This is a genomic window from Plantibacter sp. CFBP 8804 (assembly GCF_014841225.1).
Classification (GTDB): domain Bacteria; phylum Actinomycetota; class Actinomycetes; order Actinomycetales; family Microbacteriaceae; genus Plantibacter; species Plantibacter auratus.
In genome coordinates this window covers 601,690-628,415 of record NZ_JACYTU010000001.1, presented here as the reverse complement: position 1 = coordinate 628,415, position 26,726 = coordinate 601,690, and the positions used below count along the sequence as shown (strand labels likewise).

22 protein-coding genes, 2 tRNA genes, 1 pseudogene and 1 riboswitch are annotated in these 26,726 nt (G+C 69.5%); of the genes and pseudogenes, 18 read left to right on the top strand and 7 right to left on the bottom strand.

Translation table 11 applies throughout. The features are described from left to right. The first annotated feature begins 91 nt into the window (after positions 1-91). Positions 92-2,665, top strand: coding sequence for an alpha-glucan family phosphorylase (gene glgP, locus IFU11_RS02930; RefSeq protein ID WP_192018120.1), 2,574 nt, complete (start codon positions 92-94; stop codon positions 2,663-2,665). Between the two features lie 57 nt (positions 2,666-2,722). Here the strand turns inward: glgP and ybaK are convergent, their stop codons facing one another. Further along, complete coding sequence (ybaK, locus tag IFU11_RS02925; protein WP_192018119.1) at positions 2,723-3,214, bottom strand: Cys-tRNA(Pro) deacylase; 492 nt, start codon at positions 3,212-3,214, stop codon at positions 2,723-2,725. A gap of 2 nt (positions 3,215-3,216) precedes the next feature. Continuing rightward, positions 3,217-5,259 carry a glycogen debranching protein GlgX gene (gene glgX, locus IFU11_RS02920; protein ID WP_192018118.1) on the bottom strand — a complete coding sequence of 681 codons (2,043 nt, stop codon included), beginning with the start codon at positions 5,257-5,259 and terminating at the stop codon, positions 3,217-3,219. 68 nt (positions 5,260-5,327) lie between these two features. Between glgX and IFU11_RS02915 the strand changes: the two genes are divergently transcribed. Further along, a complete protein-coding gene (locus IFU11_RS02915; protein WP_192018117.1) occupies positions 5,328-6,551 on the top strand; it encodes a cysteine desulfurase family protein in 1,224 nt (407 codons plus the stop codon). A gap of 60 nt (positions 6,552-6,611) precedes the next feature. Next, positions 6,612-7,697 (top strand): annotated as a pseudogene (mnmA, locus tag IFU11_RS02910) (tRNA 2-thiouridine(34) synthase MnmA); the annotation flags it as partial. Between the two features lie 32 nt (positions 7,698-7,729). Here mnmA and IFU11_RS02905 read toward each other — a convergent pair. After that, the gene (locus tag IFU11_RS02905; RefSeq protein ID WP_191940897.1) at positions 7,730-9,208 is read right to left on the bottom strand and encodes a sugar porter family MFS transporter; all 1,479 of its coding nucleotides are present in this window, start codon (positions 9,206-9,208) and stop codon (positions 7,730-7,732) included. Between the two features lie 151 nt (positions 9,209-9,359). Between IFU11_RS02905 and ligA the strand changes: the two genes are divergently transcribed. Continuing rightward, entirely contained in the window at positions 9,360-11,687 is a 2,328-nt protein-coding gene (gene ligA, locus IFU11_RS02900) for an NAD-dependent DNA ligase LigA (RefSeq protein WP_192018116.1), read from the top strand. 2 nt (positions 11,688-11,689) lie between these two features. Here ligA and IFU11_RS02895 read toward each other — a convergent pair whose 3' ends face one another. Then, positions 11,690-13,411: a long-chain-fatty-acid--CoA ligase gene (locus IFU11_RS02895; protein WP_240773595.1), complete on the bottom strand. Its 1,722-nt coding sequence runs from the start codon at positions 13,409-13,411 to the stop codon at positions 11,690-11,692. 90 nt (positions 13,412-13,501) lie between these two features. Here IFU11_RS02895 and gatC point away from each other — a divergent pair, with 90 nt between their 5' ends. The 4 genes from gatC (at position 13,502) to IFU11_RS02875 (ending at position 17,524) form a co-directional block, all read left to right on the top strand. Beyond that, entirely contained in the window at positions 13,502-13,801 is a 300-nt protein-coding gene (gene gatC, locus IFU11_RS02890) for an Asp-tRNA(Asn)/Glu-tRNA(Gln) amidotransferase subunit GatC (RefSeq protein ID WP_064295120.1), read from the top strand. Further along, positions 13,798-15,309 carry an Asp-tRNA(Asn)/Glu-tRNA(Gln) amidotransferase subunit GatA gene (gatA, locus tag IFU11_RS02885; protein WP_064295121.1) on the top strand — a complete coding sequence of 504 codons (1,512 nt, stop codon included), beginning with the start codon at positions 13,798-13,800 and terminating at the stop codon, positions 15,307-15,309. Before gatC ends, gatA begins: the two co-directional genes overlap by 4 nt. A gap of 3 nt (positions 15,310-15,312) precedes the next feature. Continuing rightward, on the top strand, positions 15,313-16,812 hold the full coding sequence (gene gatB / locus IFU11_RS02880) for an Asp-tRNA(Asn)/Glu-tRNA(Gln) amidotransferase subunit GatB (protein ID WP_064295122.1): 1,500 nt from the start codon (positions 15,313-15,315) through the stop codon (positions 16,810-16,812). Positions 16,813-16,927: 115 nt separating this feature from the next. Then, the gene (locus IFU11_RS02875; protein WP_192018115.1) at positions 16,928-17,524 is read left to right on the top strand and encodes a hypothetical protein; all 597 of its coding nucleotides are present in this window, start codon (positions 16,928-16,930) and stop codon (positions 17,522-17,524) included. Here IFU11_RS02875 and IFU11_RS02870 read toward each other — a convergent pair. After that, entirely contained in the window at positions 17,495-18,820 is a 1,326-nt protein-coding gene (locus tag IFU11_RS02870) for an acyltransferase family protein (protein ID WP_192018114.1), read from the bottom strand. The two genes, IFU11_RS02875 and IFU11_RS02870, sit on opposite strands and share 30 nt — an antisense overlap. Before the next feature lie 82 nt (positions 18,821-18,902). Between IFU11_RS02870 and dinB the strand changes: the two genes are divergently transcribed. The 6 genes from dinB to IFU11_RS02840 all read left to right on the top strand — a co-directional run bounded on the left by dinB (position 18,903) and on the right by IFU11_RS02840 (position 24,215). Then, entirely contained in the window at positions 18,903-20,201 is a 1,299-nt protein-coding gene (gene dinB, locus IFU11_RS02865; RefSeq protein WP_192018113.1) for a DNA polymerase IV, read from the top strand. Between the two features lie 9 nt (positions 20,202-20,210). Then, positions 20,211-20,540, top strand: a complete 330-nt coding sequence (locus IFU11_RS02860) for a hypothetical protein (protein ID WP_079705686.1) — start codon at positions 20,211-20,213, stop codon at positions 20,538-20,540. A gap of 50 nt (positions 20,541-20,590) precedes the next feature. Beyond that, positions 20,591-20,699: riboswitch (TPP riboswitch) on the top strand. Between the two features lie 36 nt (positions 20,700-20,735). Next, positions 20,736-21,365 (top strand): ECF transporter S component, encoded by a 630-nt coding sequence (locus IFU11_RS02855; protein ID WP_086473536.1) that lies wholly within the window; start codon positions 20,736-20,738, stop codon positions 21,363-21,365. Between the two features lie 2 nt (positions 21,366-21,367). Beyond that, on the top strand, positions 21,368-22,849 hold the full coding sequence (locus tag IFU11_RS02850; protein WP_371742707.1) for an ABC transporter ATP-binding protein: 1,482 nt from the start codon (positions 21,368-21,370) through the stop codon (positions 22,847-22,849). Further along, positions 22,846-23,646: an energy-coupling factor transporter transmembrane component T family protein gene (locus tag IFU11_RS02845; RefSeq protein WP_192018111.1), complete on the top strand. Its 801-nt coding sequence runs from the start codon at positions 22,846-22,848 to the stop codon at positions 23,644-23,646. The genes IFU11_RS02850 and IFU11_RS02845 overlap by 4 nt, the downstream gene beginning before the upstream one ends. Next, positions 23,643-24,215, top strand: coding sequence for a hypothetical protein (locus IFU11_RS02840; RefSeq protein WP_192018110.1), 573 nt, complete (start codon positions 23,643-23,645; stop codon positions 24,213-24,215). The genes IFU11_RS02845 and IFU11_RS02840 overlap by 4 nt, the downstream gene beginning before the upstream one ends. Before the next feature lie 120 nt (positions 24,216-24,335). Here IFU11_RS02840 and IFU11_RS02835 read toward each other — a convergent pair. Together IFU11_RS02835 and IFU11_RS02830 are read right to left on the bottom strand one after the other, a co-directional pair. Further along, positions 24,336-24,408, bottom strand: a tRNA-Arg gene (locus IFU11_RS02835). 30 nt (positions 24,409-24,438) lie between these two features. Beyond that, on the bottom strand, positions 24,439-24,663 hold the full coding sequence (locus IFU11_RS02830; protein ID WP_064295131.1) for an SCO4848 family membrane protein: 225 nt from the start codon (positions 24,661-24,663) through the stop codon (positions 24,439-24,441). Between the two features lie 52 nt (positions 24,664-24,715). Between IFU11_RS02830 and orn the strand changes: the two genes are divergently transcribed. From orn to nadE, 4 genes are all read left to right on the top strand, one after another. After that, entirely contained in the window at positions 24,716-25,336 is a 621-nt protein-coding gene (orn, locus tag IFU11_RS02825; RefSeq protein WP_064295132.1) for an oligoribonuclease, read from the top strand. 50 nt (positions 25,337-25,386) lie between these two features. Next, positions 25,387-25,462: transfer RNA gene (locus tag IFU11_RS02820), tRNA-His, on the top strand. A gap of 55 nt (positions 25,463-25,517) precedes the next feature. Continuing rightward, positions 25,518-25,868 carry a metallopeptidase family protein gene (locus tag IFU11_RS02815; protein ID WP_064295133.1) on the top strand — a complete coding sequence of 117 codons (351 nt, stop codon included), beginning with the start codon at positions 25,518-25,520 and terminating at the stop codon, positions 25,866-25,868. 91 nt (positions 25,869-25,959) lie between these two features. Next, positions 25,960-26,726: ammonia-dependent NAD(+) synthetase (gene nadE / locus IFU11_RS02810; RefSeq protein WP_192018359.1), on the top strand; the 767-nt coding region annotated here is incomplete at its 3' end.

The following is a 26,726-nucleotide window of genomic DNA, read 5'->3' as shown; positions in this document are numbered from 1 at the left end:
GCGTCATGCTAGGGCCTTGGGCGCTGCCGTGTCCCGGGTGGCCGCCCGATGAGCGTTCGGGTGCGTTCCGCGGTTGCCATAGAGTGAGCGCGTGAAGGCTATCCGCAGGTTTACCGTCCGCGCGCTCATCCCCGAGTCCCTGACCTCGCTCACCGCCCTCGCTGCGAACCTGCGGTGGTCGTGGCACGAGCCGACGCAGCGCCTGTTCGACGAGATCGCACCGGACGTCTGGCGCGAGTCCGACCACGATCCGATCAGCGGCCTCGGACTCGTGACACCGGAGCGACTGGCGGAACTCGCCGCCGATGCGGACTTCGTCGGCCGGGCCGACGCCTTGCACGCCGACCTCCGCCGATACCTGGAGGAGCCGCGGTGGTACCAGGGCCTCCCGGACCCGAAACCGCAGACGATCGCCTACTTCTCGCCCGAATTCGGTATCGCCGCGGCCCTGCCGCAGTATTCGGGTGGCCTCGGCATCCTCGCCGGCGACCACCTGAAGAGCGCGTCCGACCTGGGTGTGCCGCTCGTCGGCGTGGGTCTCCTCTACCGCTCCGGATACTTCGCGCAGTCGATCACGAACGACGGCTGGCAGCAGGAGTCCTATCCCGTGCAGGACCCCGACGGACTCCCGGTCACGGTGCTCCGGGAACCGGACGGGACACCGGTCACCGTCACCCTGGCGCTCCCCGACGACCGGAGCCTGTCGGCACGGGTCTGGATCGCCGAGGTCGGTCGGGTGCCACTGCTGCTGCTCGACACGGACATCCCCGAGAACGTCGCCGACCTGCGCGGGGTGACGGACCGGTTGTACGGCGGTGGCGGCGAGCATCGACTGCTGCAGGAACTCCTCCTCGGCATCGGCGGCGTCCGAGCGATCAAGCAGTGGAGCGAGCTCACCGACCACCCGTTGCCGCAGGTCTACCACTCCAACGAAGGCCACGCCGGTTTCCTGGGGCTCGAGCGGATCAGCGACCTCGTCGGCAACGGACTCTCCTTCGACGAGGCGCTGCAGCTCGTGCGGGGCGGGACCGTCTTCACGACGCACACCCCCGTTCCGGCCGGGATCGACCGGTTCGACCGCGAGGTGATCACGCGCTACTTCAGCGGTGACCTGCTCCCGGGCGTCGCCGCACCGGACGTCCTCGCACTCGGCGACGAGACGGCGAACGGCGGCTCGGCCGACGTGTTCAACCTGGCGATCATGGGCCTGCGTCTGGCGCAGCGCGCGAACGGCGTCAGTCGGTTGCACGGCGAGGTGAGCCGCGCGATGTTCCGAGGCCTCTGGCCCGGCTTCGACGTTTCGGACGTGCCGATCACGTCGATTACGAACGGAGTCCACGCCCCGAGCTGGACGGATCCGGCGCTCGTCGACCTCGCCGTGGACCGGTGGGGGACGACCGATACGAGTCGAGCGGACTGGTCCGATCCGTCGCTCTCGGACGCCGAGCTCTGGTCGCGGAAGCACGGGATGCGGGAGCGCCTCGTCGCCGACGTGCGGCGTCGGATCGCCGACGGGTATCGGAGCCAGAACCCGCAGGCGGTGCTCCCGTCCTGGATCGACGAACTGCTCGACCCCGAGGTGTTGACGATCGGGTTCGCCCGGCGCGTGCCGAGCTACAAGCGGCTCACCCTCATGCTGCGCGATCCCGATCGACTGCGGGCGATCCTGCTCCACCCCGAACGGCCCGTCCAGATCGTCGTCGCGGGCAAGGCACACCCGGCGGACGACGACGGCAAGCGGCTCATCCAGCGCCTCGTGCAGTTCGCCCAGGACCCCGAGCTCCGATCGCGCATCGTCTTCCTGCCGGACTACGGCATCGGGATGGCCAAGACGCTCTACCCCGGTTGTGATGTGTGGTTGAACAACCCGCTGCGTCCGCTCGAGGCCTGCGGGACGTCCGGCATGAAGGCCGCACTCAACGGGGCCCTGAACCTGTCGATCCTCGACGGATGGTGGAACGAGTACGCGGACGGCGAGAACGGTTGGGTCATCCCGTCGGCGGACGGGGCGGCGGACGACGAGGAACGCGACGCCCTCGAGGCCACGGCGCTGTACGAGATCCTCGAGCACCAGCTGGTGCCGCGGTTCTACGAGCGCGGGGACGACGGTCTGCCGCAGCGCTGGATGCAGATGGTGCGACACACGATCTCGACGCTGTCCGAACCCCTCAGCGCCGACCGCATGGTCCGCGAGTACACCGAGCGCATGTACCTCCCGGCGGCGGCGATGGAGCGCGAGCTGAACGCGTCCGATCAGCAGCGGGCGCGCGAGCTTGCGGCCTACAAGCAGCGGGTGCGCGAGGCCTGGCCACAGCTGGCGGTCGCCCATGTCGAGAGCGGCGGTGTCGACGCGGTCCCGCAGGTCGGTGACGTGCTGCGACTGCGCGCCTACGTCCAGCTGGGATCGCTGGCACCGGAGGACGTGACCGTCGAGGTGGTCTGCGGAGTACCCGGTGCCGGGGGAGAACTGCTCGACATCCGGACGCAGCCGCTCGAGCAACAGCAGTCCCCGTCGACGAGTCGGCCGGAGCACACGCTCGAGTACGCCGGGACGCTTCCCCTCGATCGGGCCGGCGGGTTCGGGTACACGGTGCGCATCGTGCCGAGACACGAGCTGCTCCTCACCCCCGCGGAACTCGGGCTCGTCGCCGTGGCGGACCAGTAGGGCGATCTCCTCCGACGCGCCGGTGCGTCCCTCGGTCCGGTGCGTCGAGGGATCCGACTATCGGGCGATCCGCGCGACGACGGCGGAGACGGCCGTTCCGAGGTCGGACGGGGCGAGTTCGAGGTCGAACCCGCGCCGACCACCTGAGACCAACACCGTCTCGTGCTCGAAGGCGCTCTCGTCGAGTACCGTCGGGAGCGCGGTGCGCTGCCCGATCGGGCTGATGCCGCCGACCACGTAGCCCGTCTTCCGCTCGGCGACGGCAGGGTCCGCCATCGTCGCCCGCTTCCCGCCGAGGGCCGTCGCGAGCGCCTTGAGGTCGAGTTGGTCGGCGACCGGGACGATCGCGACCACGAGCGACCCGTCCACCTCCGCCAGCAGGGTCTTGAACACCCTGGGAGGGTCGACCCCGAGCGCAGCGGCGGCTTCGAGACCGAAAGCCGTCACCGACGGGTCGTGTCGGTAGGAGCGCGGGGTGAACGGGATGCCCAGCGAGGTCAACGTCACCGTCGCCGGGGTGCCGCCACCCTCGGCCCTGCGTTTCGCCATCGTCAGACGGCTCGGAAGAGCTGCATCGACGTGGCCGAGACCGGGACCGTCTGGCCGGGGACGAACTGCTCCTCCTCGGACGTCGGTGCGTCGTCCGCGGAGTTCCAGATGCGCACGAACGCGGTCACGCCCTCGTGCTCGGGGAGGGTGACCTCGACCGGCTGCTCGACGCCGTGCACGATGAGCAGCACGCGGTCGAGCTCCTCGGACTCCGGCGTGCTCGTCGAGAAGAACTGCAGTGTCCGGTTCCGGGGACTCGTCCAGTCCTCGGTGCTCATGGTCGCGCCCGAGGCGTCGAACCAGTCCATGACGCTCGCGCCGGGCACCGTCGTCCCGGCGGCGGCGAAGTGCTCCGGTCGGAGGGCGGGGTGTTCGCGCCGGAGTTCGAGGAGCCGGCGGCTGTGCGCGAGCAACTGGTCCTGCCAGGGCTCCCTCGTCCATCCGACCCAGGTCAGCTCGGAGTCGTGACAGTAGGCGTTGTTGTTGCCGCGCTGACTCCGCCCGAACTCGTCGCCAGCGGTGAGCATCGGGACACCCGCCGACAGCAGGAGCGTGCCGAGCAGGTTCCGCATCGCCTTGCGACGAGCGGCGAGGATCGCGGGGTCGTCCGTCGGGCCCTCGGCACCGTGGTTGAAGGAACGGTTGTTGTCCGTCCCGTCGCGGTTGGACTCGCCGTTCCCGACGTTGTGCTTGACGTCGTACGAGACGAGGTCGGCCAGGGTGAACCCGTCGTGGGCCGTGATGAAGTTGACGGAAGCCAGCGGACCGCGCTCAGCGGAGAAGGTGTTGCTCGATCCGGCCAGACGGGTCGCGAACCCTCCGATCCCGACCGGGGCGTCCGCCCGTCTCGCGTAGTCGATGTCGGAGAGCCAGAAGTTGCGGACGCGATCCCGGTACCGGTCGTTCCACTCGTGCCAACCGGCGGGGAAGTTCCCCGTCTGCCAGCCGCCCATCCCGACATCCCAGGGCTCGGCGATCATCTTCGCGTCGACGAGCGACGGGTCGTGGACGATCGCCTCGAGCAGGGGGTGGTCGGGCGTGAACTCGACCGCCTCGTTCCGACCGAGCGTCGCAGCGAGGTCGAACCGGAAGCCGTCGATCTGCACCTCGTCCGCCCAGTACCGCAACGAGTCGAGCACGAGCTGCTGGGGGACCGGGTGGCCGAAGTCCACGGTGTTGCCGCAGCCCGTCACGTCGATGTAGGCGCCGGTGGCGTCCTGACGGTAGTAGGTCGCGTTGTCGATGCCGCGGAAGCTCGTGCGGGGGCCGCCGGGCCCCTCTTCGGCGGTGTGGTTGTAGACGACGTCGAGGATGACCTCGAGGCCGGCCTCGTGCAGCAGCTTCACCATTCCCTTGAACTCGCGGAGGACCTCGTCCGCGCCACCCGCCTGAGCCGTCTTCGTCGCGTAGGAGGCGTGTGGACTGAAGAAGTTCAGGGTGTTGTAGCCCCAGTAGTTGACGAGGCCCTGCTTGATGAGACGCTGCTCAGACGTGAACGCGTGCACCGGCAGCAGTTCGACGCTCGTCACGCCGAGATCGTGCAGATGCGCGATCATCGCGGGGTGAGCGAGGCCCGCGTACGTGCCTCGCAGCTCCTCCGGGACATCCGGGTGCAGCTTGCTCAGCCCCTTGACGTGCGCCTCGTACACGACGGTCCGGTCGAGCGGGACACGGGGTTTCTGGACGCCGCCCCAGTCGAACGCGTCGTCGACGACGACAGAACGCCACTGCTCGGCCGACACCCGGGCGAGCCCTCGGGCGTAGGGGTCGAGGAGCAGCAGGCTCGGGTCGAAGGCGTTGTTCGGCGAGGACGGCCCGGAGGCGCGGACCGCATAGCGTCGGCCGAGCACCAGCTCCTCGGAACTCCCACTCCAGACCCCGTCGTCGTCGCGGGTCATCTCGACCGAGTGGGTGATCCAGTTCAGATCCTTGTCGTCGAAGATCACGAGTTCGAGGGCATCCGCGTGCTCGGACCACACACGGAGCTCACCACCGGACGGGCCGAGGCGGACGCCGAGATCGTGGAAGGGGTCACCAGCGTTCATGGGTTCTACAGTAGTGAGTGCGGGAGTGCGCGAAGATCCGCGGACACCGCGGCGAGGGGAGGATCGGCATGGTGGTGTACCTGGACCACGCCGCGACGACCCCGGTGCGATCCGAGGTGATCGAGGCCTACGCGTCCGCCATGGCGACCGTCGGCAACCCGGCCTCCATCCACGGCCCCGGGCAACAGGCCCGCCGCCTCCTCGAAGAGGCACGTGAGCGGGTCGCGGCGACCCTCGGGTGCGACCCCATCGAGCTCGTCTTCACCTCCGGCGGCACCGAATCCATCAACCTCGCTCTCAAGGGGCTCTACTGGCACCGCCAGCAGGATCGACGCCGTGCCGCCGTGCTCGCACCCGCGGGGGAGCACCACGCCACGCTCGACACCGTCGAATGGCTCGAGCGCCACGAGGGCGCATCCCCGCTCTGGATCCCGCTCGACGACCTGGGCCGGGTCTCACTCGACACGGCGGCCGAGCGCTTCGCCGACCACGGCCCCGACATCGCCGTGGCGACGGCGCTCTGGGCGAACAACGAGGTCGGCACCATCCAGCCCGTCGTCCGGCTGGCGGCGCTCGCCGCAGCGGCCGCGGTGCCGTTCCACCTGGACGCGGTCTCGGCCTACGGACACCTCCCCATCGACCTCGCCGACCTTCGCGCCGCATCCGGATCGGTCGGTGCCAATGGTCTCGTCGCGCTCAGCGTCTCCGCGCACAAGATCGGTGGTCCCGTGGGGATCGGAGCGCTGGTCGTGAGCCGCGCAGCCGTGGTGGAGCCGTTGCAGCACGGTGGCGGACAGCAGCGCGGACTCCGCTCCGGCACGCAGGACGTCGCGGCAGCCGTCGGATTCGCCGTCGCCGCGGAGCTCATGGCGCTCGAGCGGACCGCGGAGCAGGAGCGTCTCGGCACCTTGCGCGACCGACTCGTGGCCGGCGTGCGGGCGACCGTTCCGGAGGCCGAGCTGACGGGCGATCCCAGCGAGCGACTCGCGTCGAACGCGAACTTCGTGTTCCCCGGCGCACAGGGAGACTCGATGCTCTTCCTCCTCGACCTCGCAGGGGTGGCGGTCTCGACGGGTTCCGCCTGCCAGGCCGGCGTCCCGGAACCGTCGCATGTCCTGCTCGCGATGGGACGCCCGGAGACGGAGGCCCGATCGGTCCTCCGGATCACGCTGGGTCGGACGACGACCGAGACGGACGTGGACGACTTCCTCCAGGCCCTGCCGCGCGCGTACGCACAGGCGAGTCGGGCCGGTTCCGCCGACCGCGACACGGCGCTGGGCACTCGTCCCTGAGCAGCCGTCTCGTCACCGCTTGCGGGTGGCCGTCCAGCGGCTGGCGCGTAGACTTGCCCGGTGAAAGTTCTGGCAGCGATGAGTGGCGGAGTCGACTCCGCCGTGGCAGCGGCACGCGCCGTCGACGCAGGCCATGAGGTGGTCGGCGTCCACCTGGCGCTCAGCCGGATGCCGGGCACGCTTCGGACCGGCAGTCGCGGGTGCTGCACCATCGAGGACTCGATGGACGCCCAGCGTGCGGCGAACCTGATCGGCATCCCGTACTACGTGTGGGACTTCTCGGAGCGCTTCAAGCTCGACGTGGTGGACGACTTCATCGCCGAGTACCGCGCCGGCCGGACCCCGAACCCGTGCATGCGTTGCAACGAGAAGATCAAGTTCGCGGCGTTGCTCGAGAAGGCGCTCGACCTCGGGTTCGACGCGGTCGTGACCGGTCACTACGCCACGATCGTCACGAGCCCCGAGGGTGATCGTGAGCTGCACCGCGCGAGTGCCTGGGCCAAGGACCAGTCGTACGTCCTGGGCGTGCTCACCGCCGAACAGCTCGCGCACTCGATGTTCCCGCTCGGCGCGACACCGTCGAAGGCCGAGGTCCGAGCCGAGGCCGCGGAGCGCGGCTTCACGGTGGCGAACAAGCCCGACAGCCACGACATCTGCTTCATCCCCGACGGCGATACGAAGGGCTGGCTGGGGGAGCGGGTCGGCACCGAGACCGGTCAGGTCCTCGACCGAGACGGAGCCGTCGTCGGTTCGCACGAGGGTGCCCACGCCTTCACCGTCGGCCAGCGCAAGGGCCTGCACCTCGGCGTGCCGGCGCCGGATGGACGTCCGCGCTTCGTCCTCGAGGTACGTCCGAAGGACAACACGGTCGTCGTCGGGCCGAAGGAGGCGCTCGCCATCGGCGAGATCGCCGGTTCGCGCTTCACCTGGGCGGGGAGGACGCCGGAGGTCGGTGTCGCACCGATCCCGTGCGACGTCCAGATCCGTGCGCACGCCGACCCGGTCCCCGCCGCACTGACGCTCGTCGACGGCGAGCTCGTCGTCCACCCGGAGACACCGCTGGACGGCGTCGCTCCCGGACAGACCGCCGTGCTGTACAGCGGGACGCGCGTCCTCGGCCAGTTCACGATCGACCGCACCGTCAGTNGGCAGGCTCGTCGGGCGTTCCGCGTCGGTCGTCAGGATCGGGTCTGTGCGCCCGCCTTGGACTTCTTGGGCTTCTTGACGAAGAGCGTCTCCGCCTCCTCGAGCGTCAGGCCGTTCGTCTCGGGGATCTTCGCGAGGACGAAGACGAACGAGAGGAGCGCGAACAGCGCGTACATGCCGTAGGTCACCGGCAGGGAGAACGCGGCGAGGGCCGGGAAGCTGACCGTGATGAGGAAGTTCGCGATCCACTGCGCCATCGCCGCGACACCGAGTGCCTTCGCGCGCAGGCGGTTCGGGAAGATCTCGCCGAGGAGCACCCAGACGAGCGGTCCCCACGACGCGCCGAACGCGACGACGAACACGTTGGCGGCCACGAGGGCGATCGTGCCCCACGGCTGGGGCAGCGAGACCTCGCCGGCGCTGTCGGTGATCGACTGCGTGAACGCGATCGCCATCGCGCCGAGCGAGACCGTCATACCGATGGAACCCGCGAGGAGGATCGGCCGTCGACCGATCCGGTCCACGAGCAGGATGGCGACGACGGTGACCGCGACGTTCGTCACCGAGGTGATGACCGAGATGAGGAGCGAGTCGGACTCCTGGAACCCGACGGCCTTCCACAGCGTCGTCGAGTAGTAGAAGATCACGTTGATGCCGACGAACTGCTGGAAGATCGACAGGATGATGCCGATCCAGACGATCGGCAGGAGCCCGAAGCGTCCGCCCCAGAGGGTCGCCTTCTTCTGCTGCTCATCGTCCTTGACCGCCTGCTCGGCGAGCTTGACGGCGCGATCCACCTCTTCCTGCGGCCAGACGGTCGCGAAGATCCGACGGGCCTCGTCCGACTTGCCCTTGCGGACGAGGAACCGGGGCGACTCGGGGAGCCGCATCGCGAGCACGCCGTAGACCACGGCCGGGAGCGCGCAGGCGATGAACATCCAGCGCCAGGCCTCGACGCCGAACCACAGCGGGTTCGAGGCGCCGCCGGCGGCGCCCGCCAGGACGGAGTCGGACAGGAGCGCGGCGAAGATGCCGAGCGTGATGGCGAGCTGCTGCAGCGAGGCGAGACGACCTCGGATGGCGCTCGGCGCGATCTCGGCGATATACGCCGGAGCCACGACCGAGGCGATGCCGATACCGAGTCCGCCGACGATGCGCCAGATGACGAGGTCCCAGGGGGAGAAGGCGAAGCCGGCTCCGAAGGAGGAGATGAAGAACAGACCGGCACCGAGCAGCATCGTGAAGATGCGGCCGCGGCTGTCTGCGATCCGGCCCGCGAGGTAGGCGCCGAGCGCGCAACCGAGCAGCGCTGACGCGACCGCGAAGCCGATGAGTGCCTCGCTGAGCGCGAAGTGGTCCTGCATCGCGTCGACCGCGCCGTTCACCACGGAGGAGTCGAACCCGAAGAGGAAGCCACCGACCGCGGCCGAGACGGAGATGCCGATGACGCGCGCGGTCAGCTGCTTGCTGGTAGGAGCCGCCCCCGTTCCCGGACTGCTGGACTGGGACATGGTTCCTCCGATTCCGCGCGCATGGTTCCTGCGGCACTGCGACACCATACTCCTCGATGAGACCCATCCCGACCCCGTTGCGCACATCCGGGAGGACGTGCCGGGTGTCAAGCGCCCGCCGGTGTCGGACGCCGCTCGTAGACTGGACGCCGTGGCGAACAGCACCGGACAGACCCTCCAGCAGGCATCGACCGAGGCCGAGGAACTCACCTCGCGCATCCTCGAGCTCCGCGACGCGTACTACGAGCGCGACGAGTCGCTCGCCTCCGACGAGGAGTACGACGCGATGCTCCGGCGGCTCGAGGAGCTCGAGCGTCTGTTCCCCGAGCTGCAGAGCCAGGACAGCCCCACCCAGACCGTCGGCGGGCGTGCCGAGACCACGCTGTTCGCCCCCGTCACCCACCTCGAGCGCATGCTCAGCCTCGACAACGTCTTCTCGATCGAGGAGTTCCTCGCCTGGGCCGCCAAGGTCGAGCGCGACGCCGGAGGGTCCGTCCAGTACCTCTGCGAACTGAAGATCGACGGCCTCGCCATCAACCTCCGGTACGAGCGCGGCCGCCTCGTGAGCGCGGCCACGCGCGGCGACGGCGTCGTCGGCGAGGACGTCACGGAGAACGTGCGGTACATCCGTTCGATCCCCGATCGCCTGACGTCGTCCGACCCCGAGGTCGAGTTCCCGGAGGTCGTCGAGGTCCGGGGCGAGATCTTCTTCCCGGTCGAGGCCTTCCGCGAACTGAACGCCAACCAGGCGGCGGCCGGTGAACGGGTCTTCGCCAACCCGCGCAACGCGGCGAGCGGTTCCCTGCGCCAGAAGGCGGAGAGCAAGAACCCGGCCCAGCTCGCACTCATGCACGACCGGCTCGGCCGACTGCAGATGCTCGTCCACGGCATCGGCGCGTGGGAACAGCCGCCCGTCGCCCGGCAGTCACAGGTCTACGAGTTGCTGCACAGCTGGGGGCTCCCGACCTCCTCGCACTACCGGGTCCACGACGAGGCGACCGGTGCGGCGGAGTTCATCGAGTACTTCGGCGCCCACCGCGACAGCGTCGAGCACGAGATCGACGGCGTCGTCGTGAAGGTCGACGATCTCGCGCTCCACGGCGAGCTCGGCGCGACGAGTCGTGCTCCGCGATGGGCAATCGCCTACAAGTACCCGCCCGAGCAGGTGAACACGAAGCTCCTCGACATCGTCGTGAGCGTCGGGCGCACCGGTCGCGCCACCCCGTTCGCCGTCATGGAGAAGGTGCTCGTCGCCGGCAGCGAGGTGCGTCAGGCGACCCTGCACAACCAGGACGTCGTGAAGGCGAAGGGGGTGCTCATCGGCGACACCGTCGTCCTCCGGAAGGCCGGCGACGTCATCCCCGAGGTCCTCGGCCCGGTCGTCGAGCTCCGCGACGGTTCAGAGCGCGAGTTCGTCATGCCCGAGCACTGCCCCGAGTGCGGTACCACCCTCGCCCCCGCGAAGGAGGGCGACATCGACCTGCGCTGCCCGAACGCGCGGAGCTGCCCGGCGCAGGTGCGCGGACGCGTCGAGCACATCGGCTCCCGTGGCGCGCTCGACGTCGAGGCGCTCGGCGAGGTGGCGGCAGCGGCGCTCACCCAGCCGGTGGAGCCCGCGGAACCACCGCTGACGACCGAGGCCGGACTCTTCTCGCTCACGATGGCCGACATCTTCCCGGTCACCGTGATCGTCCGCGACAACGAGACCGGGCTGCCCAAGCTCAACGAGGACGGATCCGAGAAGCGCGTCACGCCCTTCCGCCGCCGACGCGCCAAGAAGGACGGCGTGTACGACCCGGCCGCGGACGAGTTCGACGGCGACGAGTCCTCGGTGCCGTCCAAGAACGCGATCGAACTCCTCGCCAACCTCGACGGCGCGAAGACCCGCCCGCTCGCCCGGTTGCTCGTGGCACTGAACATCCGCCACGTCGGCCCGGTGGCCGCCCGGTCACTCGCGGAGTACTTCGGCTCGCTCGACGCCATCCGTGCGGCCACCCGCGATGAGCTCGCGGAGGTCGACGGCGTGGGCGGGATCATCGCCGACGCCCTCATCGCCTGGTTCGAGGTCGACTGGCATCGCGAGATCGTCGAGGAGTGGACTGCGGCGGGCGTGCAGTGGGCGACACCCGGACACCCGGGGCCCGGCGCGGCGGTCGCGGCCGGTGGTGTGCTGTCCGGTGTCACCGTCGTCGCCACCGGTTCGCTCGAGGGCTTCACCCGGGAGGGTGCGCTGGAAGCGATCGTGCAGGCGGGCGGGAAGGCGGCGTCAAGCGTCTCGAAGAAGACCGACTTCGTCGCCGCCGGCCCGGGTGCCGGGTCGAAGCTCGCGAAGGCCGAAGCACTCGGTCTGCGGATCATCGACGCCGAGCAGTTCGCCTTGCTCGTCTCCGAGGGTCCAGCAGCACTCGGCGAGCCGGACGCCCCGGCCGAGGATGAGGCCGAGGGTGCGGCGTCCGCCGACGAGGCGCCGACCGACTGAGCTCAGCCCGCGTCGGCCTGCAGCAGCTCGTCGCGGACCTGGCGCCGCAGCACCTTGCCGATGAGCGACTTGGGGAGTTCGTCGACGACGACGACCCGCTTCGGCACCTTGTACGGGGTGAGGATCTCCCGCGCCCAGGCTCGGAGGGCATCCGGATCCACGGTGGCACCGGGAGCCGCGACGACGGCCGCGACGACCTGCTCGCCCGAGTGGGGATCGGGGAGCCCGACGACGGCGGCGTCGGCGACCGACGCGTGCCCGCGGAGCACCTGCTCGACCTCGCTCGGCGACACGTTGAACCCGCCGGTGATGATGAGCTCTTTGATCCGGTCGACGACGGTCATGAACCCCTCCTCGTCGATGGACACGATGTCACCGGTGCGGAACCAACCGCCCGGGAGCAGGACGGCGGCGGTCTCCTCGGGCTTGTTGTAGTAGCCGTGGAAGACCTGCGGGCCACGGACGAGCAACTCGCCCGCCTCGCCGGCCGGACGATCGGTCTCCGGGTCGTCGGGATCCACGACGCGCACCTCGGTGCTCGGCAGCGGGAGACCGATGGTCCCAGGCTTCCGCGCGGTCGAGACCGGGTTCGCGGAGATGACCGGGGAGCACTCGGAGAGGCCGTAGCCCTCGACGAGGAAGCCGCCGGACGCGGCTTCGAACGGGACGACGAGGTCGTGCGGCAGCGGCATCGCGCCAGAGATGGCGATCTCGGTGCCCTGCAGTGACACGCCCTGCTCGGTCGCCGCGGTCAGGAGTCGGTCGGCGATGGGCGGGACGGCGGGCAGGAAGGTCGGCGGGCGCTTCTTCATGACCTTGAGGACGAGCGCCGGGTCGAACTTCGGGAAGAGGACGAGGCGCGAGCCCATACTCATGGCGAACGTCAGGCAGAGCGTCAGGCCGTATGCGTGGAACATCGGGAGCACCGCGTAGACGACGGCCTCCCCACGCTTGACCGTGGGCACCCAGGCGCGGGACTGCGCCGCGTTCGCGAGCAGGTTGCCGTGGGTGAGTGCGGCCCCCTTGGGCGAGCCCGTCGTCCCGCTCGTGTACTGGATGAGTGCGAGGGCGTCGGTCGCGGGCTTCGGGTGGCTCGCCGGCAGCGGCCCCGAGGTCAGGAGCTGCTCCCACCGCACGGTGCCCGAGACCGGCGCGGTGAGCTGAGCCCGTGAGGCTCTCGCCTTCGGGATGGGCAGACGGAGAGCAGCACGCATGTGGAGCGGCATCGCCCGGGTCACGTCGATCGTCACGAGCGAGTGCACCGCCAGATCGGCCGGGAAGTCCTGCAGGTGCTCGGCGACCTTGTCCCAGACGATCGCGAACGTCGCGCGGTGGTCCTCGAACTGGTGGCGGAGCTCTTGGGGGGTGTAGAGCGGATTGTGCTCGATGACGACGGCGCCCAGCCTGAGGACCGCGTAGAACGCGACGATGTGCTGCGGGCAGTTCGGGAGCATGAGGGCGACGGGGTCTCCCGCCCGGACACCGAGTGCGCGCAGGCCGGCGGCGGCACGGGCGATGAGCGCCTCGAGCTCCGTGTAGGTGGTGGTCGACCCGAAGAACTCCAGCGCGACGGCGTCCGGGTAGCTCGCGGCGGAGGCTTCGACGAGATCGCCGAGGCTGCCGGTCTGCTCGGGGATGTCGTCCGGCACGTCGGCGGCGTAGCTCGCGAGCCAGGGACGCTCGTGCGGGGGACGGGGACGGCTGCTCGAGTCGTTCTGGGTCACCGTCCCACTGTAGGGGCGGAGCCCGACGGACGACCACGTCCCTGGCGAATAGACTGGAGCGACCGCCACCGCTACACGTACGGGAGACGCATGTCGGAAATCACTACCGAGCAGGTCGCGCATCTCGCGAACCTCGCTCGAATCGCCCTGAGCCAGGACGAGATCGCCCACCTCACGACGGAGCTCGACTCCATCGTGGACAACATCCAGAAGGTGCAGCAGGTGGCCACGCCTGACGTCCCGGCGACGAGCCACCCGATCCCGCTCGAGAACGTGTACCGCGACGACGTCGTCGGCAACACGCTCACGCGGGAGCAGGCGCTGCAGAACGCGCCGGAATCGGCCGACGGTCGCTTCAAGGTCTCGGCGATCCTGGGGGAGGAGCAGTGAGCGGGTTGATCGGTCTCACGGCAGCCGAGCTGTCGAGCAAGCTCCGCGCTGGCGAGGTCTCCAGCGTCGAAGCCACCCAGGCGCACCTCGACCGCATCGCGCAGGTCGACGGCGACGTCCACGCCTTCCTCCACGTGTCGGACCACGCACTCGACGTCGCCGCCGACATCGACGCACGCCGGGCCGCGGGCGAGGACCTCGGCGAGCTGGCGGGCGTCCCGCTCGCCATCAAGGACGTGCTGGTCACGACGGACATGCCGTCCACCTCGGGGAGCAAGATCCTCGAGGGGTACCTGTCACCGTTCGACGCGACCGTCGTCGCCCGGTCGCGTGCCGCCGGTCTCGTGCCGCTCGGCAAGACGAACATGGACGAGTTCGCCATGGGCTCGAGCACGGAGCACTCCGCATACGGCCCGACCCACAACCCGTGGGACCTCGACCGCATCCCCGGCGGTTCCGGCGGTGGCTCCGCTGCCGCGGTCGCCGCGTTCGAGGCGCCCATCGCCCTCGGCAGCGACACCGGCGGGTCCATCCGCCAGCCGGCGCACGTGACCGGCACGGTCGGCGTGAAGCCGACCTACGGCGCGGTCAGCCGCTACGGGGCGATCGCACTCGCCTCCTCGCTCGACCAGGTCGGGCCGGTCAGCCGCACGGTCCTCGACTCGGGCCTCCTCCACGACGTCATCGCCGGGCACGACGCCCTCGACTCCACCTCGCTCCGCGACGCCTGGCCGTCGATGGCCGCTGCGGCCCGCGAGGGCGCGCGCGGCGACGTGCTGCGCGGCCTCCGGGTCGGCGTCGTCACCGAGCTCAACGGTGAGGGCTTCCAGGCCGGCGTGAAGAGCCGCTTCCAGGAGGCGCTCGCGGTACTCGAGGCGAACGGTGCCGAGATCGTCGAGGTCTCCGCTCCGAACTTCGAGTACGCCGTCGCCGCCTACTACCTCATCCTCCCCGCCGAAGCGTCGAGCAACCTCGCGAAGTTCGACTCGGTGCGCTTCGGCATGCGGGTCACGCCCGAGGGTGGCGGCACGGTCGAGCAGGTCATGTCCGCGACGCGCGAGGCCGGTTTCGGTCCCGAGGTGAAGCGACGGATCATCCTCGGCACGTACGCGCTCAGCGCGGGCTACTACGACGCCTACTACGGCAGCGCCCAGAAGGTCCGGACGCTCATCCAGCGCGACTTCGCGGCGGCGTTCGACCAGGTCGACGTCCTCGTGAGCCCGAGCGCCCCGACGACGGCGTTCAAGCTGGGCGAGCGTATCGACGACCCACTGGCGATGTACCTGAACGACGTCACCACCATCCCGGCGAACCTCGCCGGCGTGCCCGGCATCAGCGTGCCGATCGGTCTCGCCCCGGAAGACGGTCTGCCCGTCGGCATCCAGTTCATGGCGCCAGCACGGGAGGACGCCAGGCTCTACCGGGTCGGCGCCGCCCTCGAGGCGCTTCTCGAATCGACGTGGGGGCACACCCTCATCTCGCAGGCACCCGCTCTCGGAGGTCGGTAACCCATGGCCAAGGACAAGCTCCTCTCCTACGAAGAAGCCCTCGAACTGTACGAGCCGGTGCTCGGCTTCGAGGTGCACGTCGAGCTGAACACCAAGACGAAGATGTTCTCCTCGGCGCCGAACGGCTTCGGCGACGCTCCGAACACGAACATCTCGCCGGTCTGCCTCGGTCTGCCCGGGTCGCTCCCGGTCGTGAACGAGCAGGCGGTGCGGTACTCGATCAGCCTCGGGCTCGCCCTCGGCTGCTCGATCGCACCCTCGAGCCGGTTCGCGCGGAAGAACTACTTCTACCCCGACCTCGCGAAGAACTATCAGATCTCGCAGTTCGACGAGCCGATCGCCTTCGAGGGCTCGGTCGACGTCGAGCTGGCCGACGGGACCATCGTGACGGTGCCGATCGAGCGCGCGCACATGGAGGAGGACGCCGGCAAGCTCACGCACATCGGCGGTTCCACCGGCCGTATCCAGGGTGCCGAGTACTCGCTCGTCGACTACAACCGCGCGGGTGTGCCGCTCGTCGAGATCGTCACGAAGCCGATCTACGGCACCGAGCACCGGGCGCCCGAGATTGCGAAGGCCTACGTCTCCGCGATCCGCGACATCGTCGTGGCGCTCGGCATCTCCGACGCGAAGATGGAGCGCGGGAACCTCCGCTGCGACGCCAACATCTCGCTGCGCCCGCGCGGCCAGGAGAAGCTCGGCACGCGCACCGAGACGAAGAACGTCAACTCCCTGCGTTCCGTCGAGCGCGCCGTCCGCTACGAGATCCAGCGGCAGGCCGCGATCCTCAAGGACGGCGGATCCATCGTCCAGGAGACGCGGCACTGGCACGAGGACACCGGTGCCACGTCCGCCGGCCGGCCCAAGAGCGACGCTGACGACTACCGGTACTTCCCGGAGCCCGACCTGCTCCCGGTCGTGCCGTCGCCCGAACTCATCGAGGAACTCCGAGCGGCCCTGCCCGAGCAGCCGGCTGTCCGTCGTCGCCGGCTGAAGAGCGAGTGGGGCTTCACCGACCTGGAGTTCCAGGACGTCGTGAACGGTGGTCTGCTGAACGAGATCACGGCCACCGTCGAGGCCGGTGCCGCTCCGGCAGCTGCACGGAAGTGGTGGACGGGCGAGATCTCGCGGATCGCGAACCAGCGCGACGTCGAGGCGACGAGCCTCGTGTCGCCCGAGCACGTCGCGGCACTCGCTGCGCTCGTCGAGGACGGAACACTCAACGACAAGCTCGCGCGCCAGGTGCTCGAGGGCGTCATCGACGGGGAGGGCACTCCTCAGGAGGTCATCGACGCTCGCGGTCTCGCGCTCGTGTCCGACGACGGGCCGCTGATCGCCGCCATCGACGAGGCACTGGCCGCTCAGCCGGACGTCCTCGCCAAGATCCGCGACGGCAAGGTCCAGGCCGCCGGCGCGGTCATCGGCGCCGTGATGAAGGCGATGCGCGGACAGGCCGATGCGGCACGTGTGCGCGAACTCGTCCTGGAGCGCGCCTCGCAGTAGCGGCCTCTGCTGCACCATCGGGCCCGTACCACCGTCGACGACGGCGGCACGGGCCCGATGTCGTCGGCCAGGGGAAGCCCTGGTGCCGACTGCTGGCCCGGCATACACTTCCGCCATGCTGGTCGAAGGCACCATGCGGTGGCAGGTCACGGAAGACGCTCCGATGGCCCTCATGCTGGCGCTCGCGTTCCGCGACATGGCAGGGCTCGGGGAGCGATGCGTCGCGCAGCTTCCCGCGGTCACGCCGGGGCTGGAGCGGGTCGACGTCGCCGGCCTCGACCTCAACGCGCTCGCGGTCCAGTTCGACGGCTGGTGGACCGGGATCGCCCGTCGCGACACGCGCCTCTTCATGGCCGAGGTCCGTCCACCACACTTCGAGGTGTTCGATCGAGCGCTCGATCTGCAGGAGCTCGCCTACCGGGCGTACGACGAGGCGCACCGGTGGGCGGCGGCTCGCATCCGGGAGTACGAGCGCGCGCTCGCAGGCCGGTCGCCGAGCCGCCTCACCGACGTCTACGAACTCATCCGCGAGCGCCAGTTCGAGTTGCGCCGACAATCCAGCTCGTTCCGGTTGGACCTCGAGGTGCTCCCGATCTGCCGACCGGGGGCCTGGGTGGTCGCGCCCGACACGATCGTGGTCAGTGAGTCGCTCCGGGACGACCGGGAGGCCTTCCGCGAATGGCTACGGCCGCTGGTCCACGGCCTGGTCTGATCCGCTCGCGACGCGCTCGACCGGCCGACGGGTCGGGTTCAGGAGCACGACCGCGATGATCGAGCCGGCAGCACCTGCAGCCGCCATGGTGGCGGTGAGCGGGTGGGAGATCTCCGCGAAGGGCATGATGAAGGCGCTCGTGAGTGCGATCCACACGGCGACGTGTGCCGGCTTGCGCTCCGGGTCGAGGCGCAGCTTGCGAGGGTGCTCGACGCGGCCGAGGAGTGTGCCGACGCCCGCGAGCAGGACCGCGACGACGAGCAGCACGACCGGCCGGGTCCACCACCATGCCGCGCTCAGCGGTTCCGCGAAGGGGATGCCGAGGGCGAGCTGGAGACCGGCGACCGCGATGATCAGGGGGAGATGCCAGAGGTAGACCGTCATCAGCCGGGACCCGATGAGGAAGACGACCGCTCGCGCGGCGCGGGTCCGCATGACGGCGGTGAGCAGCGGGTGCACCAGGGCGAGCAGGGCGAGCTGCCCGATGCCGAGGACGACGAGGGGGAGCGTCGGTGGGTTGAGGTTACCGAGCATACTGGTCGAGTACGGCAGCCAGGTCGTGATCGGCACGAGCGCACCGTAGGAGAGGAGCACCACGGCCACGAGGACGAGGCGCGGAACGGAGCGGAGACGTCCGTCGGCCAGGAAGAACCCGAACTGCTGCAGCAGCGGCCAGACGAACACCAGGTTGACGAGACCGATGCCCAGGAGACCGGTCGAGTACCGGACGACGTCGACGAGGATCACGCCGGCCAGCAGTGCCGCACAGGTCAGGACGGGGTGGCGGTCGTGCCAGGTGGCGAGGAAGGGCGCGACCGCCTGGCAGAGCAGGTAGGCGGCTAGGAACCAGAGCGGGGACCCGACGCCTGCGGCGACGGCCTCGATGATGGCGGGGTCGACACCGAGCGCCCCGGCGAGCCACAGCCCCGCGGCGAGGAAGAGCAGGACCGGGATCGTCGGCAGCGCGAGTCGGAAGACCCGGGACCGGAGGAAGTCGCTGGTCCCGCCACCACGTCGGACGGTGCTGCGCCAGCCGGTGATCGTCGCGAAGCCGCCCACGATGAAGAACAGCGGCATGATCTGGCCGAACCAGGTACCCGTGTCGAACCACGGCTGCTGCTCCAACGCTCGGGAGATGCCGATCGTGCCGTCCGGCTCGACCGCCACCGCGACCATCAGGAGGTGGACGATGACGACCGTCACGACGCACGCGACGCGCACGAGGTCGAGGGCGAGGTCCCGCCCGGAGAGGTCTGGGACCGCCGGGGCCGACCCGGTCCGCGTTCGCGTGCTCATCGCCGGACAGCCTAGCGTCGCCGGGCCCTCCCGCCTCGGCCCTTGTGGAGAGCGTGTCGGAGGCGACTGCGACAATGGAGGCATGAGTCGGCAGGATGGAGCGTCTCGTCGCGTCTCGGCGCACGATGCCGACGACAGCGGTACCCCCATCCTCCACGTCGACATGGACGCGTTCTTCGTCTCGGTCGAGCTCTTGGAACGGCCCGAGCTGCGCGGTCTGCCGATCATCGTCGGCAACAAGGAGGGGCGGTCGGTCGTCACCTCCGCCAGTTACGAGGCTCGCCGGTACGGCGTGCGCGCGGCGATGCCGGTGTCCCAGGCGATGCGCCTCTGTCCGAGCGCCGTCGTGCTGCCGCCCCACCACGGCAGGTACCGCGAGTACTCCGACCGGGTGATGAAGGTCTTCGAGTCGGTGACGCCGCTCGTCGAGCCGCTGAGCATCGACGAGGCGTTCCTCGACGTCTCCGGTGCGGTCCGGTTGCTCGGGAGCCCGCGGACGATCGCCGCGCTCGTGAAGCAGCGGGTCCTCGACGCGACCGGCCTGCCGTGCTCGGTCGGCCTGGCGTCGACGAAGTACGTCGCGAAGCTCGCCTCCGGCCTGTCGAAGCCCGATGGTCTGCTGGTCGTACCAGCCGACGAGACCTTGGCGTTCCTCCATCCGTTGCCGGTCGGTGCGCTATGGGGCGTCGGTGGTCGGACGGAGGAGCAGCTGACGAACCGGGGCATCCGGACCATCGGTCAGCTCGCCTCCACCCCGCTGTCGATGCTCCAGCGCGCGGTCGGTGAGGCCTCCGGTCGCCGACTCCTCGAGCTCGCGAACGGGATCGATCCGCGCGGCATCGAGCTGGCACGACGCGAGAAGAGCGTCAGCCACGAGGTGACCTTCCCGACGGACGTGTCCGACCCGACCATCCTCAAGCGCGAGCTGCTGAACCTCGCCGGCCTCGTCGCGATCCGGCTCCGGAAGGGCGGCTACGCCGGACGGACGATCAGCATCCGCGTCCGCTATGCGGACTTCAGCGTCATCACCCGGTCGCGCACCATCGGCGAGGCCACGAACGTCGGGCGTCGGGTCTACGACGAGGCGGCGTCGCTGTTCGACGACCTCGATCGCGGCGGACGCCTCGTGCGCCTCGTCGGGGTGAAGGTCGACCAGCTCGTCCCCGCCGATGAGGCCGGTGCCGGGCTCTGGGACCCGGACGAGGAGTGGCGTGAAGCCGAGCAGACGATCGACCGGGTCGCGAGCCGGTTCGGCGATCTCGCGATCGCTCCCGCCTCCCTCCTCGGCAAGCCGAGACGTCGCGGACTCGGCAGTCGCGGAGACTCGCAGGGTGCTGGGAGCACGGATCAACCCCTTGGACCGGCGGATACCGAGCGGTAGCCTCGCGGTATGACGAATCTCGTGGAGAAGCTGGCAGAACAGGCGAAGGGGCTCGGCGTGTCCGCAGCCTACGGGGAGCAGCAGGACGTCGACGGCACGAAGCTCGTGCCCGTCGCGCTGACGTACTACGGCTTCGGCGGCGGCTCCGAGGGCGACGGCGACGACGCCCCGAGCGGCGGCGGCGGCGGTGGCGTCTCGATCCCGGTCGGTGCCTACATCAAGACCGACGAGGGTCTCCGTTTCGACCCGAACCTCATCTCGCTCATCGCCGTCGCGATCCCGTTCATCTGGGTGAGCGGCAAGGCTCTGGCCGGCCTCATCAAGGCCCTCAAGAAGTAGCCCTCCCCGTCGAACCCCTGTCGTGCGACTGCGCACGGCAGGGGTTAGACTCGTGCCACCACGGGAGTCCGGTGAACCGGGCTGAGAGGAAGGTATTCGCCTTCGACCGTCGAACCTGATCTGGATCATGCCAGCGCAGGGAGACCATTTCTCGCTATCCCGTGCTCTTTTCCGTCTACAGGAAGGGCACGTATCGTGTCAGCATCGACCAAGATCTCACCCTCTGAACGCGCTGCGTCGCGGACCTTGCGCTGGAGGGTCGTCGACATCGTCGTGGTCGCCGTGCTCGGCGTCGCGACGGGCCTCATCTTCTGGGCGTGGAACACGCTCGGATCACTCTGGTACGCGGGTGCCAGCGCCGTCACGCCCGGTTTCGGCGGGATCGCCGTCGGGATCTGGCTCCTCGGCGGGGTGCTCGGCGGACTCATCATCCGGAAGCCCGGCGCAGCACTCCTCGTCGAGACCATCGGTGCGATCGTCTCGGCCCTCATCGGCAACGCATGGGGTGTCACGACGGTGTACTCCGGCCTCGCTCAGGGCCTCGGTGCTGAGCTGGTGTTCGCGGCGCTCGCGTACAAGCGCTTCGGCCTCGTTCCGGCGATCCTCGCCGGTGCCGGAGCCGGGGCCGGCGCGTGGCTCCTCGAGCTCGTGATGTCGGGCAACCTCGAGAAGGGTGTCGAGTTCAACGCGATCTACCTCGGTTCGCTGCTCGTCTCGGGCGCGATCCTCGCCGGTGTCGTCGGATGGGCACTTGTCAGGGCACTCGCGTCGACCGGAGCGCTCAGTCGGTTCGCGTCGGGGCGGGACGCTCGGCGCGAGGTCTGATCGTGCCGGGAGCGGCTGCGACCGGTCCGGCGCGCGTCGTCGCGCGGGACTGGGGGTGGCGTCATGCCGGTCGGAAGGCCTGGGCGGTGCGGGACCTCGACCTCGTGATCGAACCGGGCGAACGGGTCCTCCTCCTGGGGGCGTCCGGTGCCGGCAAGTCGACGCTGATCCACGCCCTGGCCGGCGTCCTCGGCGGTGCGGACGAGGGGGAATCCCACGGCTCGCTCCTCGTGGACGGCGTTCCGCCTGAACGAGCGAGGGGTCGCATCGGGCTCGTGCTGCAGGATCCCGACTCGCAGGTGATCCTGTCCAAGGTCGGCGACGACGTCGCCTTCGGCTGCGAGAACCTCGGCGTCGAACGCGAGGAGATCTGGCGCCGTGTGGACGCCTCGCTGGAGGCCGTCGGACTGGACCTGCCGCTGGACCACTCGACCTCGGCGCTGTCCGGCGGTCAGAAACAGCGGCTGGCCCTTGCCGGCGTACTCGCCATGCACCCCTCGCTCCTCCTGCTCGACGAACCGACCGCGAACCTCGACCCGGCCGGGGTGGCCGAGGTGCGGGATGCCGTCGCTCGGCTGGTCGATGACGGTTCGTCCACCCTGGTCGTCATCGAACACCGCGTCGACGTCTGGCGCGAGCTGATGACCAGGGTCGTCGTGCTCGACGCCGACGGCGGTGTCCTCGCCGACGGACCACCCGACCTCGTCCTCGACGACGTCGGGCAGCGCCTGGCCGATGCGGGCGTCTGGGTGCCGGGCATCCCGCTGGGGTTGGCCCTTCGTCCGGTGTCCGGCCCATCAGCGGCGGTCATCACGACCGACGACCTGGCGATCGGTCGAACGCGGAAGCAGCCGGTGCAGGAGCACCTGGGGCTCGCGGTGCCCGAGGGTGCGGCGACCGTCATCGTCGGCCCCAACGGCGCGGGGAAGTCCACGCTCGCGCTCACGCTGGCGGGACTGCTGCCGGAGATCACGGGGACGGTGACCGCCGCTCCGCAGCTCGCCGGCAGGCTGGGATCCCGGCCGATCCGCTGGAAGTCCACCGAGTTGCTCACGCGCATCGGGACGGTCTTCCAAGATCCCGAGCACCAGTTCGTCTCGTCGACCGTGCGGAACGAGCTTGGCGTCGGCCTGCAGGCGCTCCGCTGGTCCCGGACCGCCATCGACGAGCGGGTCTCCGAGATCCTCGAGGCGCTCGGTCTGGGTCGTCTTGCGGAGGCGAACCCGTTCAGCCTCTCGGGCGGTCAGAAGCGCCGGTTGTCGGTGGCCACCGTCCTCGCCGCCCGACCGGCGGTCATGGTCCTCGACGAACCGACGTTCGGGCAGGATCGACGCACGTGGTTGTCACTCGTCCGCCTGCTGCAGCACGAGCTCGAGCGCGGCGCGACGATCGTCTCCGTCACGCATGACGCGGGGGTCGTCGAACATCTGGGCGACCATCGCATCCTCCTCGAACCGCTGGAACTCGGGAGGCGGGCCGCATGACGAGCCTCACGGCAGCGGAGCGCTCGACGGTGTTGCACCATCGGCCGCCACTCGACCGGGTGAATCCGGTGACGAAGGTGCTGGCCGTCCTCATCCTGTCCGTCCCGTTGCTGCTGACGATCGACTGGGTGAGTGCGAGCACGGCGGTGCTGCTCGAAGTGATGCTGTTCCCGCTCTCCGGCCTGCGGTTCACCGCGTTGCTGAAGCGGGCCCTGCCGGTGCTCGTCTTCGCGCCCATCGGCGGGATCAGCATGCTGTTGTACGCGAAGCCGGGAGGGACGGAGTACCTGTCGCTCGGGTTCGTCCGCGTGACGGACAACTCGATCGAACTGGCGGTCGCCGTGACGATCCGCGTGTTGGCGCTCGGTCTCCCGACGATCCTGCTCTTCGCGCGGGTGGACCCGACCGATCTGGCCGACGGCTTGTCCCAGATCGCGAAGCTGCCGTCGCGGTTCGTGCTCGGGATCCTCGCTGGAGCGCGGATGCTCGGACTCTTCATCGACGACTGGCGCAGTCTCGCGCTCGCCCGTCGTGCCCGTGGGCTGGGGGACCGGGGAGTGGTCCGGCGGTTCGCGTCCATGGCGTTCGTGCTGCTGGTGTTCGCCATCCGCCGCGGGAGCAAACTCGCGACGGCGATGGAGGCGCGGGGGTTCGGGGCACCGAACGAACGCACCTGGGCCAGACCGTCCCGCCTGGGCCGGGCTGACGTCGTCGCCGTCCTGGTGACGATCGTGATCATGGCTTTCGCGCTGTCCACGGCGGTCCTCGCCGGCACGTTCCGGGTCGTGGGCCAGTGAGCGCGGTTCCGCCGGTCCTGCTCATCGACGGACGGTCGGGCACGGGGAAGACGACGCTCGCCTCCTCGGTGGCGTCCGCATTGACGGCCAGCACGGTCGTCCACATGGACGACCTGTATCCGGGGTGGGAGGGGCTCGACGAGGGTGCTCGACTCCTCGTCGAGTGGATCCTCACACCGTTCTCCGAGCGGCGCGCGGGGGAGTGGCGGCGTTGGGACTGGGAACGGTCCGCCCGTGCGGAGGCGCACCTCGTGCCGAGTGACCGTCCACTCATCGTCGAGGGCTGCGGGTCGTCGTCGCGGGCGTCGCGAATACTCGCCGACACGGTGCTGTGGCTCGACGCGCCGGTGGTCCAGCGCACCGACCGCCTCATCGGGCGCGGTGACGGCGTCGACTGGCTCGCCGAGTGGACCCTCCAGGAGGACGCCTTCATCGAGCGGGAACGGCCCGACCTCGATGCGGGTCTCCGCATCGAGGCGACCGGCGCCGCGGACCAGGTCTTCGCGCTCGTCCTCGACGCCCTACGGCGCGACGAAGCGGGCCGCTGGAACTCCTGGCTCCGCGTCTGACGACCGACCGCGATCTCGGTCCCTGAGCTTGTCGAAGGGTCAGCTTCCGGTCATCGGTCCCTGAGCGTGTCGAAGGGTCAGGACTCGGGTTCCGGTCCCTGAGCTTGTCGAAGGGTGGTGTGCCCCCGGCAGGATTCGAACCTGCGACCAAGAGATTAGAAGGCTCCTGCTCTATCCCCTGAGCTACGGAGGCGGGCGTCGTCCAGGATACCGCAGCGGTGTGTCAGGCGCCGACGCCGAGGAGGCCGAGGACTCCGAAGACGAGCGACAGGGCTGCGAGGACGAGGGCGATGCTGATGAGGATGACGTGGACGCGCAGGAACGTCGTCGCACGTCCCTGATCGTCGCGGGCGCGCGGGTCGGCCACGATGCGCTTGAGGAAGCGGGGCCAGACGACGACGTTGTAGACACCGTTGACGAGCAGCAGGACGGAGATGGCGATGATCACCGCTCGAGTCTACGGAACCGGCGGCGTCGGTCGTGCTGAGTAGACTCGACCCATGAGCACAGCTGGGGACCGTCTGGTCTGGATCGACTGCGAGATGACCGGACTCGAGCTGGAGGTCGACGAACTCGTCGAGATCGCCGTCGTGATCACCGACTTCGAACTGAACATCCTCGACCCGGGTTACTCCGTCGTGATCAAGCCCGACCAGTCGGCACTCGACAACATGGGTGAGTTCGTGACGAACATGCACCGCACCTCGGGGCTGCTCGAGGAGATCCCGAACGGCGTGAGCGTCGCGGACGCCGAGTTCCAGGTCATCGAGTACATCCAGCGCTTCGTCCCCGACGAGTCGAAGGCACCGCTGGCCGGGAACACCATCGGGACCGACCGAGGATTCCTCGCGCGGTACATGCCGCGGCTCGACGCCCACCTGCACTACCGCAACGTCGACGTCTCCTCCATCAAGGAACTCGCCCGTCGGTGGTACCCGCGGGTGTACTTCAACGCCCCGTCGAAGCACGGCGGACACCGCGCGCTGGCGGACATCCTCGAGTCCATCCGTGAGCTCGCCTACTACCGCGGAGCGTTGTTCGTCGACCTCCCCGGCCCGTCCTCCGACGACGCGAAGCAGGTTTCGGAAGCGGTCGTGTCACGGTACGCCCCAAACATGTAATAGACTCGTCCAGTCGCTTGTGACGCGGTCTCCGCGGAGCAGGTCGCATGGTGGGTATAGCTCAGTTGGCAGAGCGCCTGGTTGTGGTCCAGGAGGTCGCGGGTTCAAGCCCCGTTACTCACCCCATGTCGTACAGAAGCCGGAGGATCCCTCCGGCTTCTGTCGTATCCGGGGAGCGGGCATGTTGGAGCTGGACACCGAGGCGTTCGAAGCCCTCGTGGTGGACGAACTCGACCGCTTGCCCGACGAGATGGTCGACGGTCTCGACAACGTCGTCTTCGTCGTCGAGGACCGCCCTGAGAACGGCACGCTCGACACGCTCGGGCTGTACGACGGCGTCGCCCTGACGGAGCGCGACCGCTACGGATTCGGTGAGATGCCCGACCGGATCATCGTCTACCGCGAGCCGCATCTGGCGGCGTGCGAGACGCTCGACGAGCTCGCCGACGAGATCCACACCACCCTGGTCCACGAGATCGCGCACTTCTACGGCATCGACGACGAGCGGCTGCACGAGCTCGGCTGGGCCTGAGACCCGCCTCGCCCACCGAGCCGTGTTTCCGGTGTGTTGCAAGTGCCTCGGAGTTCCGGGTGCGCCTCCGGTGAGCGAGTAGCCTGGGGACATGCGCGAGATCCAGGCCCGCATCATTGCGGAACTCCATGTCAGCCCCACGATCGACCCGGCGGCCGAGGTCCGTTCCCGGATCGATTTCCTGAAGTCGTACCTGCGGGCGACGCACACGAAGGGGTTCGTGCTCGGGATCAGCGGGGGACAGGACTCGTCGCTCGCCGGGCGCCTGTGCCAGCTCGCGGCGGAAGAGGTCCGAGCCGAAGGTGACGAGGCCCGGTTCGTCGCCGTCCGTCTGCCGTACGCGGTCCAGCACGACGAGGACGACGCCCAGTTGGCGCTGTCGTTCATCCGCCCGGACGACTCCGTCGTGTTCAACATCCAGCGTGCGGTCGACGGGTTCGAAGCCGAGTACGCGGATGCGACCGGCGAACCCCTCAGCGACTTCGTCAAGGGCAACGCGAAGGCGCGGGCACGGATGGTCGCGCAGTACGCGATCGCCGGTCAGCAGGGGCTCCTGGTGGTCGGGACGGACCACGCGGCCGAGGCGGTCACCGGCTTCTTCACGAAGTTCGGCGACGGCGGGGCCGACGTGCTCCCGCTCAGTGGCCTGACGAAGCGTCAGGGGCGTGCGCTCCTGGAGTCGCTCGACGCTCCGGAACGCCTGTACCTGAAGGCCCCGACCGCCGATCTCCTCGACGGCACCCCCGGCCAGACCGACGAGGAGAACCTCGGGCTCAGCTACCAGCAGATCGACGACTTCCTCGAGGGGAGCGAGATCGATCCGGCGGCCGCCGAAGCGATCGAGTCCCGGTACGCGGC

Coding starts and splice junctions, on each gene's coding strand:
- gatB (WP_064295122.1), top strand. CDS start 15,313: ATGGCCAAGGACAAGCTCCTCTCCTACGAAGAAGCCCTCGAACTGTAC.
- IFU11_RS02905 (WP_191940897.1), bottom strand. CDS start 9,208: ATGTCCCAGTCCAGCAGTCCGGGAACGGGGGCGGCTCCTACCAGCAAG.
- IFU11_RS02845 (WP_192018111.1), top strand. CDS start 22,846: ATGACGAGCCTCACGGCAGCGGAGCGCTCGACGGTGTTGCACCATCGG.
- dinB (WP_192018113.1), top strand. CDS start 18,903: ATGAGTCGGCAGGATGGAGCGTCTCGTCGCGTCTCGGCGCACGATGCC.
- IFU11_RS02915 (WP_192018117.1), top strand. CDS start 5,328: ATGGTGGTGTACCTGGACCACGCCGCGACGACCCCGGTGCGATCCGAG.
- orn (WP_064295132.1), top strand. CDS start 24,716: ATGAGCACAGCTGGGGACCGTCTGGTCTGGATCGACTGCGAGATGACC.
- IFU11_RS02870 (WP_192018114.1), bottom strand. CDS start 18,820: ATGAGCACGCGAACGCGGACCGGGTCGGCCCCGGCGGTCCCAGACCTC.
- IFU11_RS02860 (WP_079705686.1), top strand. CDS start 20,211: ATGACGAATCTCGTGGAGAAGCTGGCAGAACAGGCGAAGGGGCTCGGC.
- gatC (WP_064295120.1), top strand. CDS start 13,502: ATGTCGGAAATCACTACCGAGCAGGTCGCGCATCTCGCGAACCTCGCT.
- IFU11_RS02875 (WP_192018115.1), top strand. CDS start 16,928: ATGCTGGTCGAAGGCACCATGCGGTGGCAGGTCACGGAAGACGCTCCG.
- ybaK (WP_192018119.1), bottom strand. CDS start 3,214: ATGGCGAAACGCAGGGCCGAGGGTGGCGGCACCCCGGCGACGGTGACG.
- glgX (WP_192018118.1), bottom strand. CDS start 5,259: ATGAACGCTGGTGACCCCTTCCACGATCTCGGCGTCCGCCTCGGCCCG.
- IFU11_RS02815 (WP_064295133.1), top strand. CDS start 25,518: ATGTTGGAGCTGGACACCGAGGCGTTCGAAGCCCTCGTGGTGGACGAA.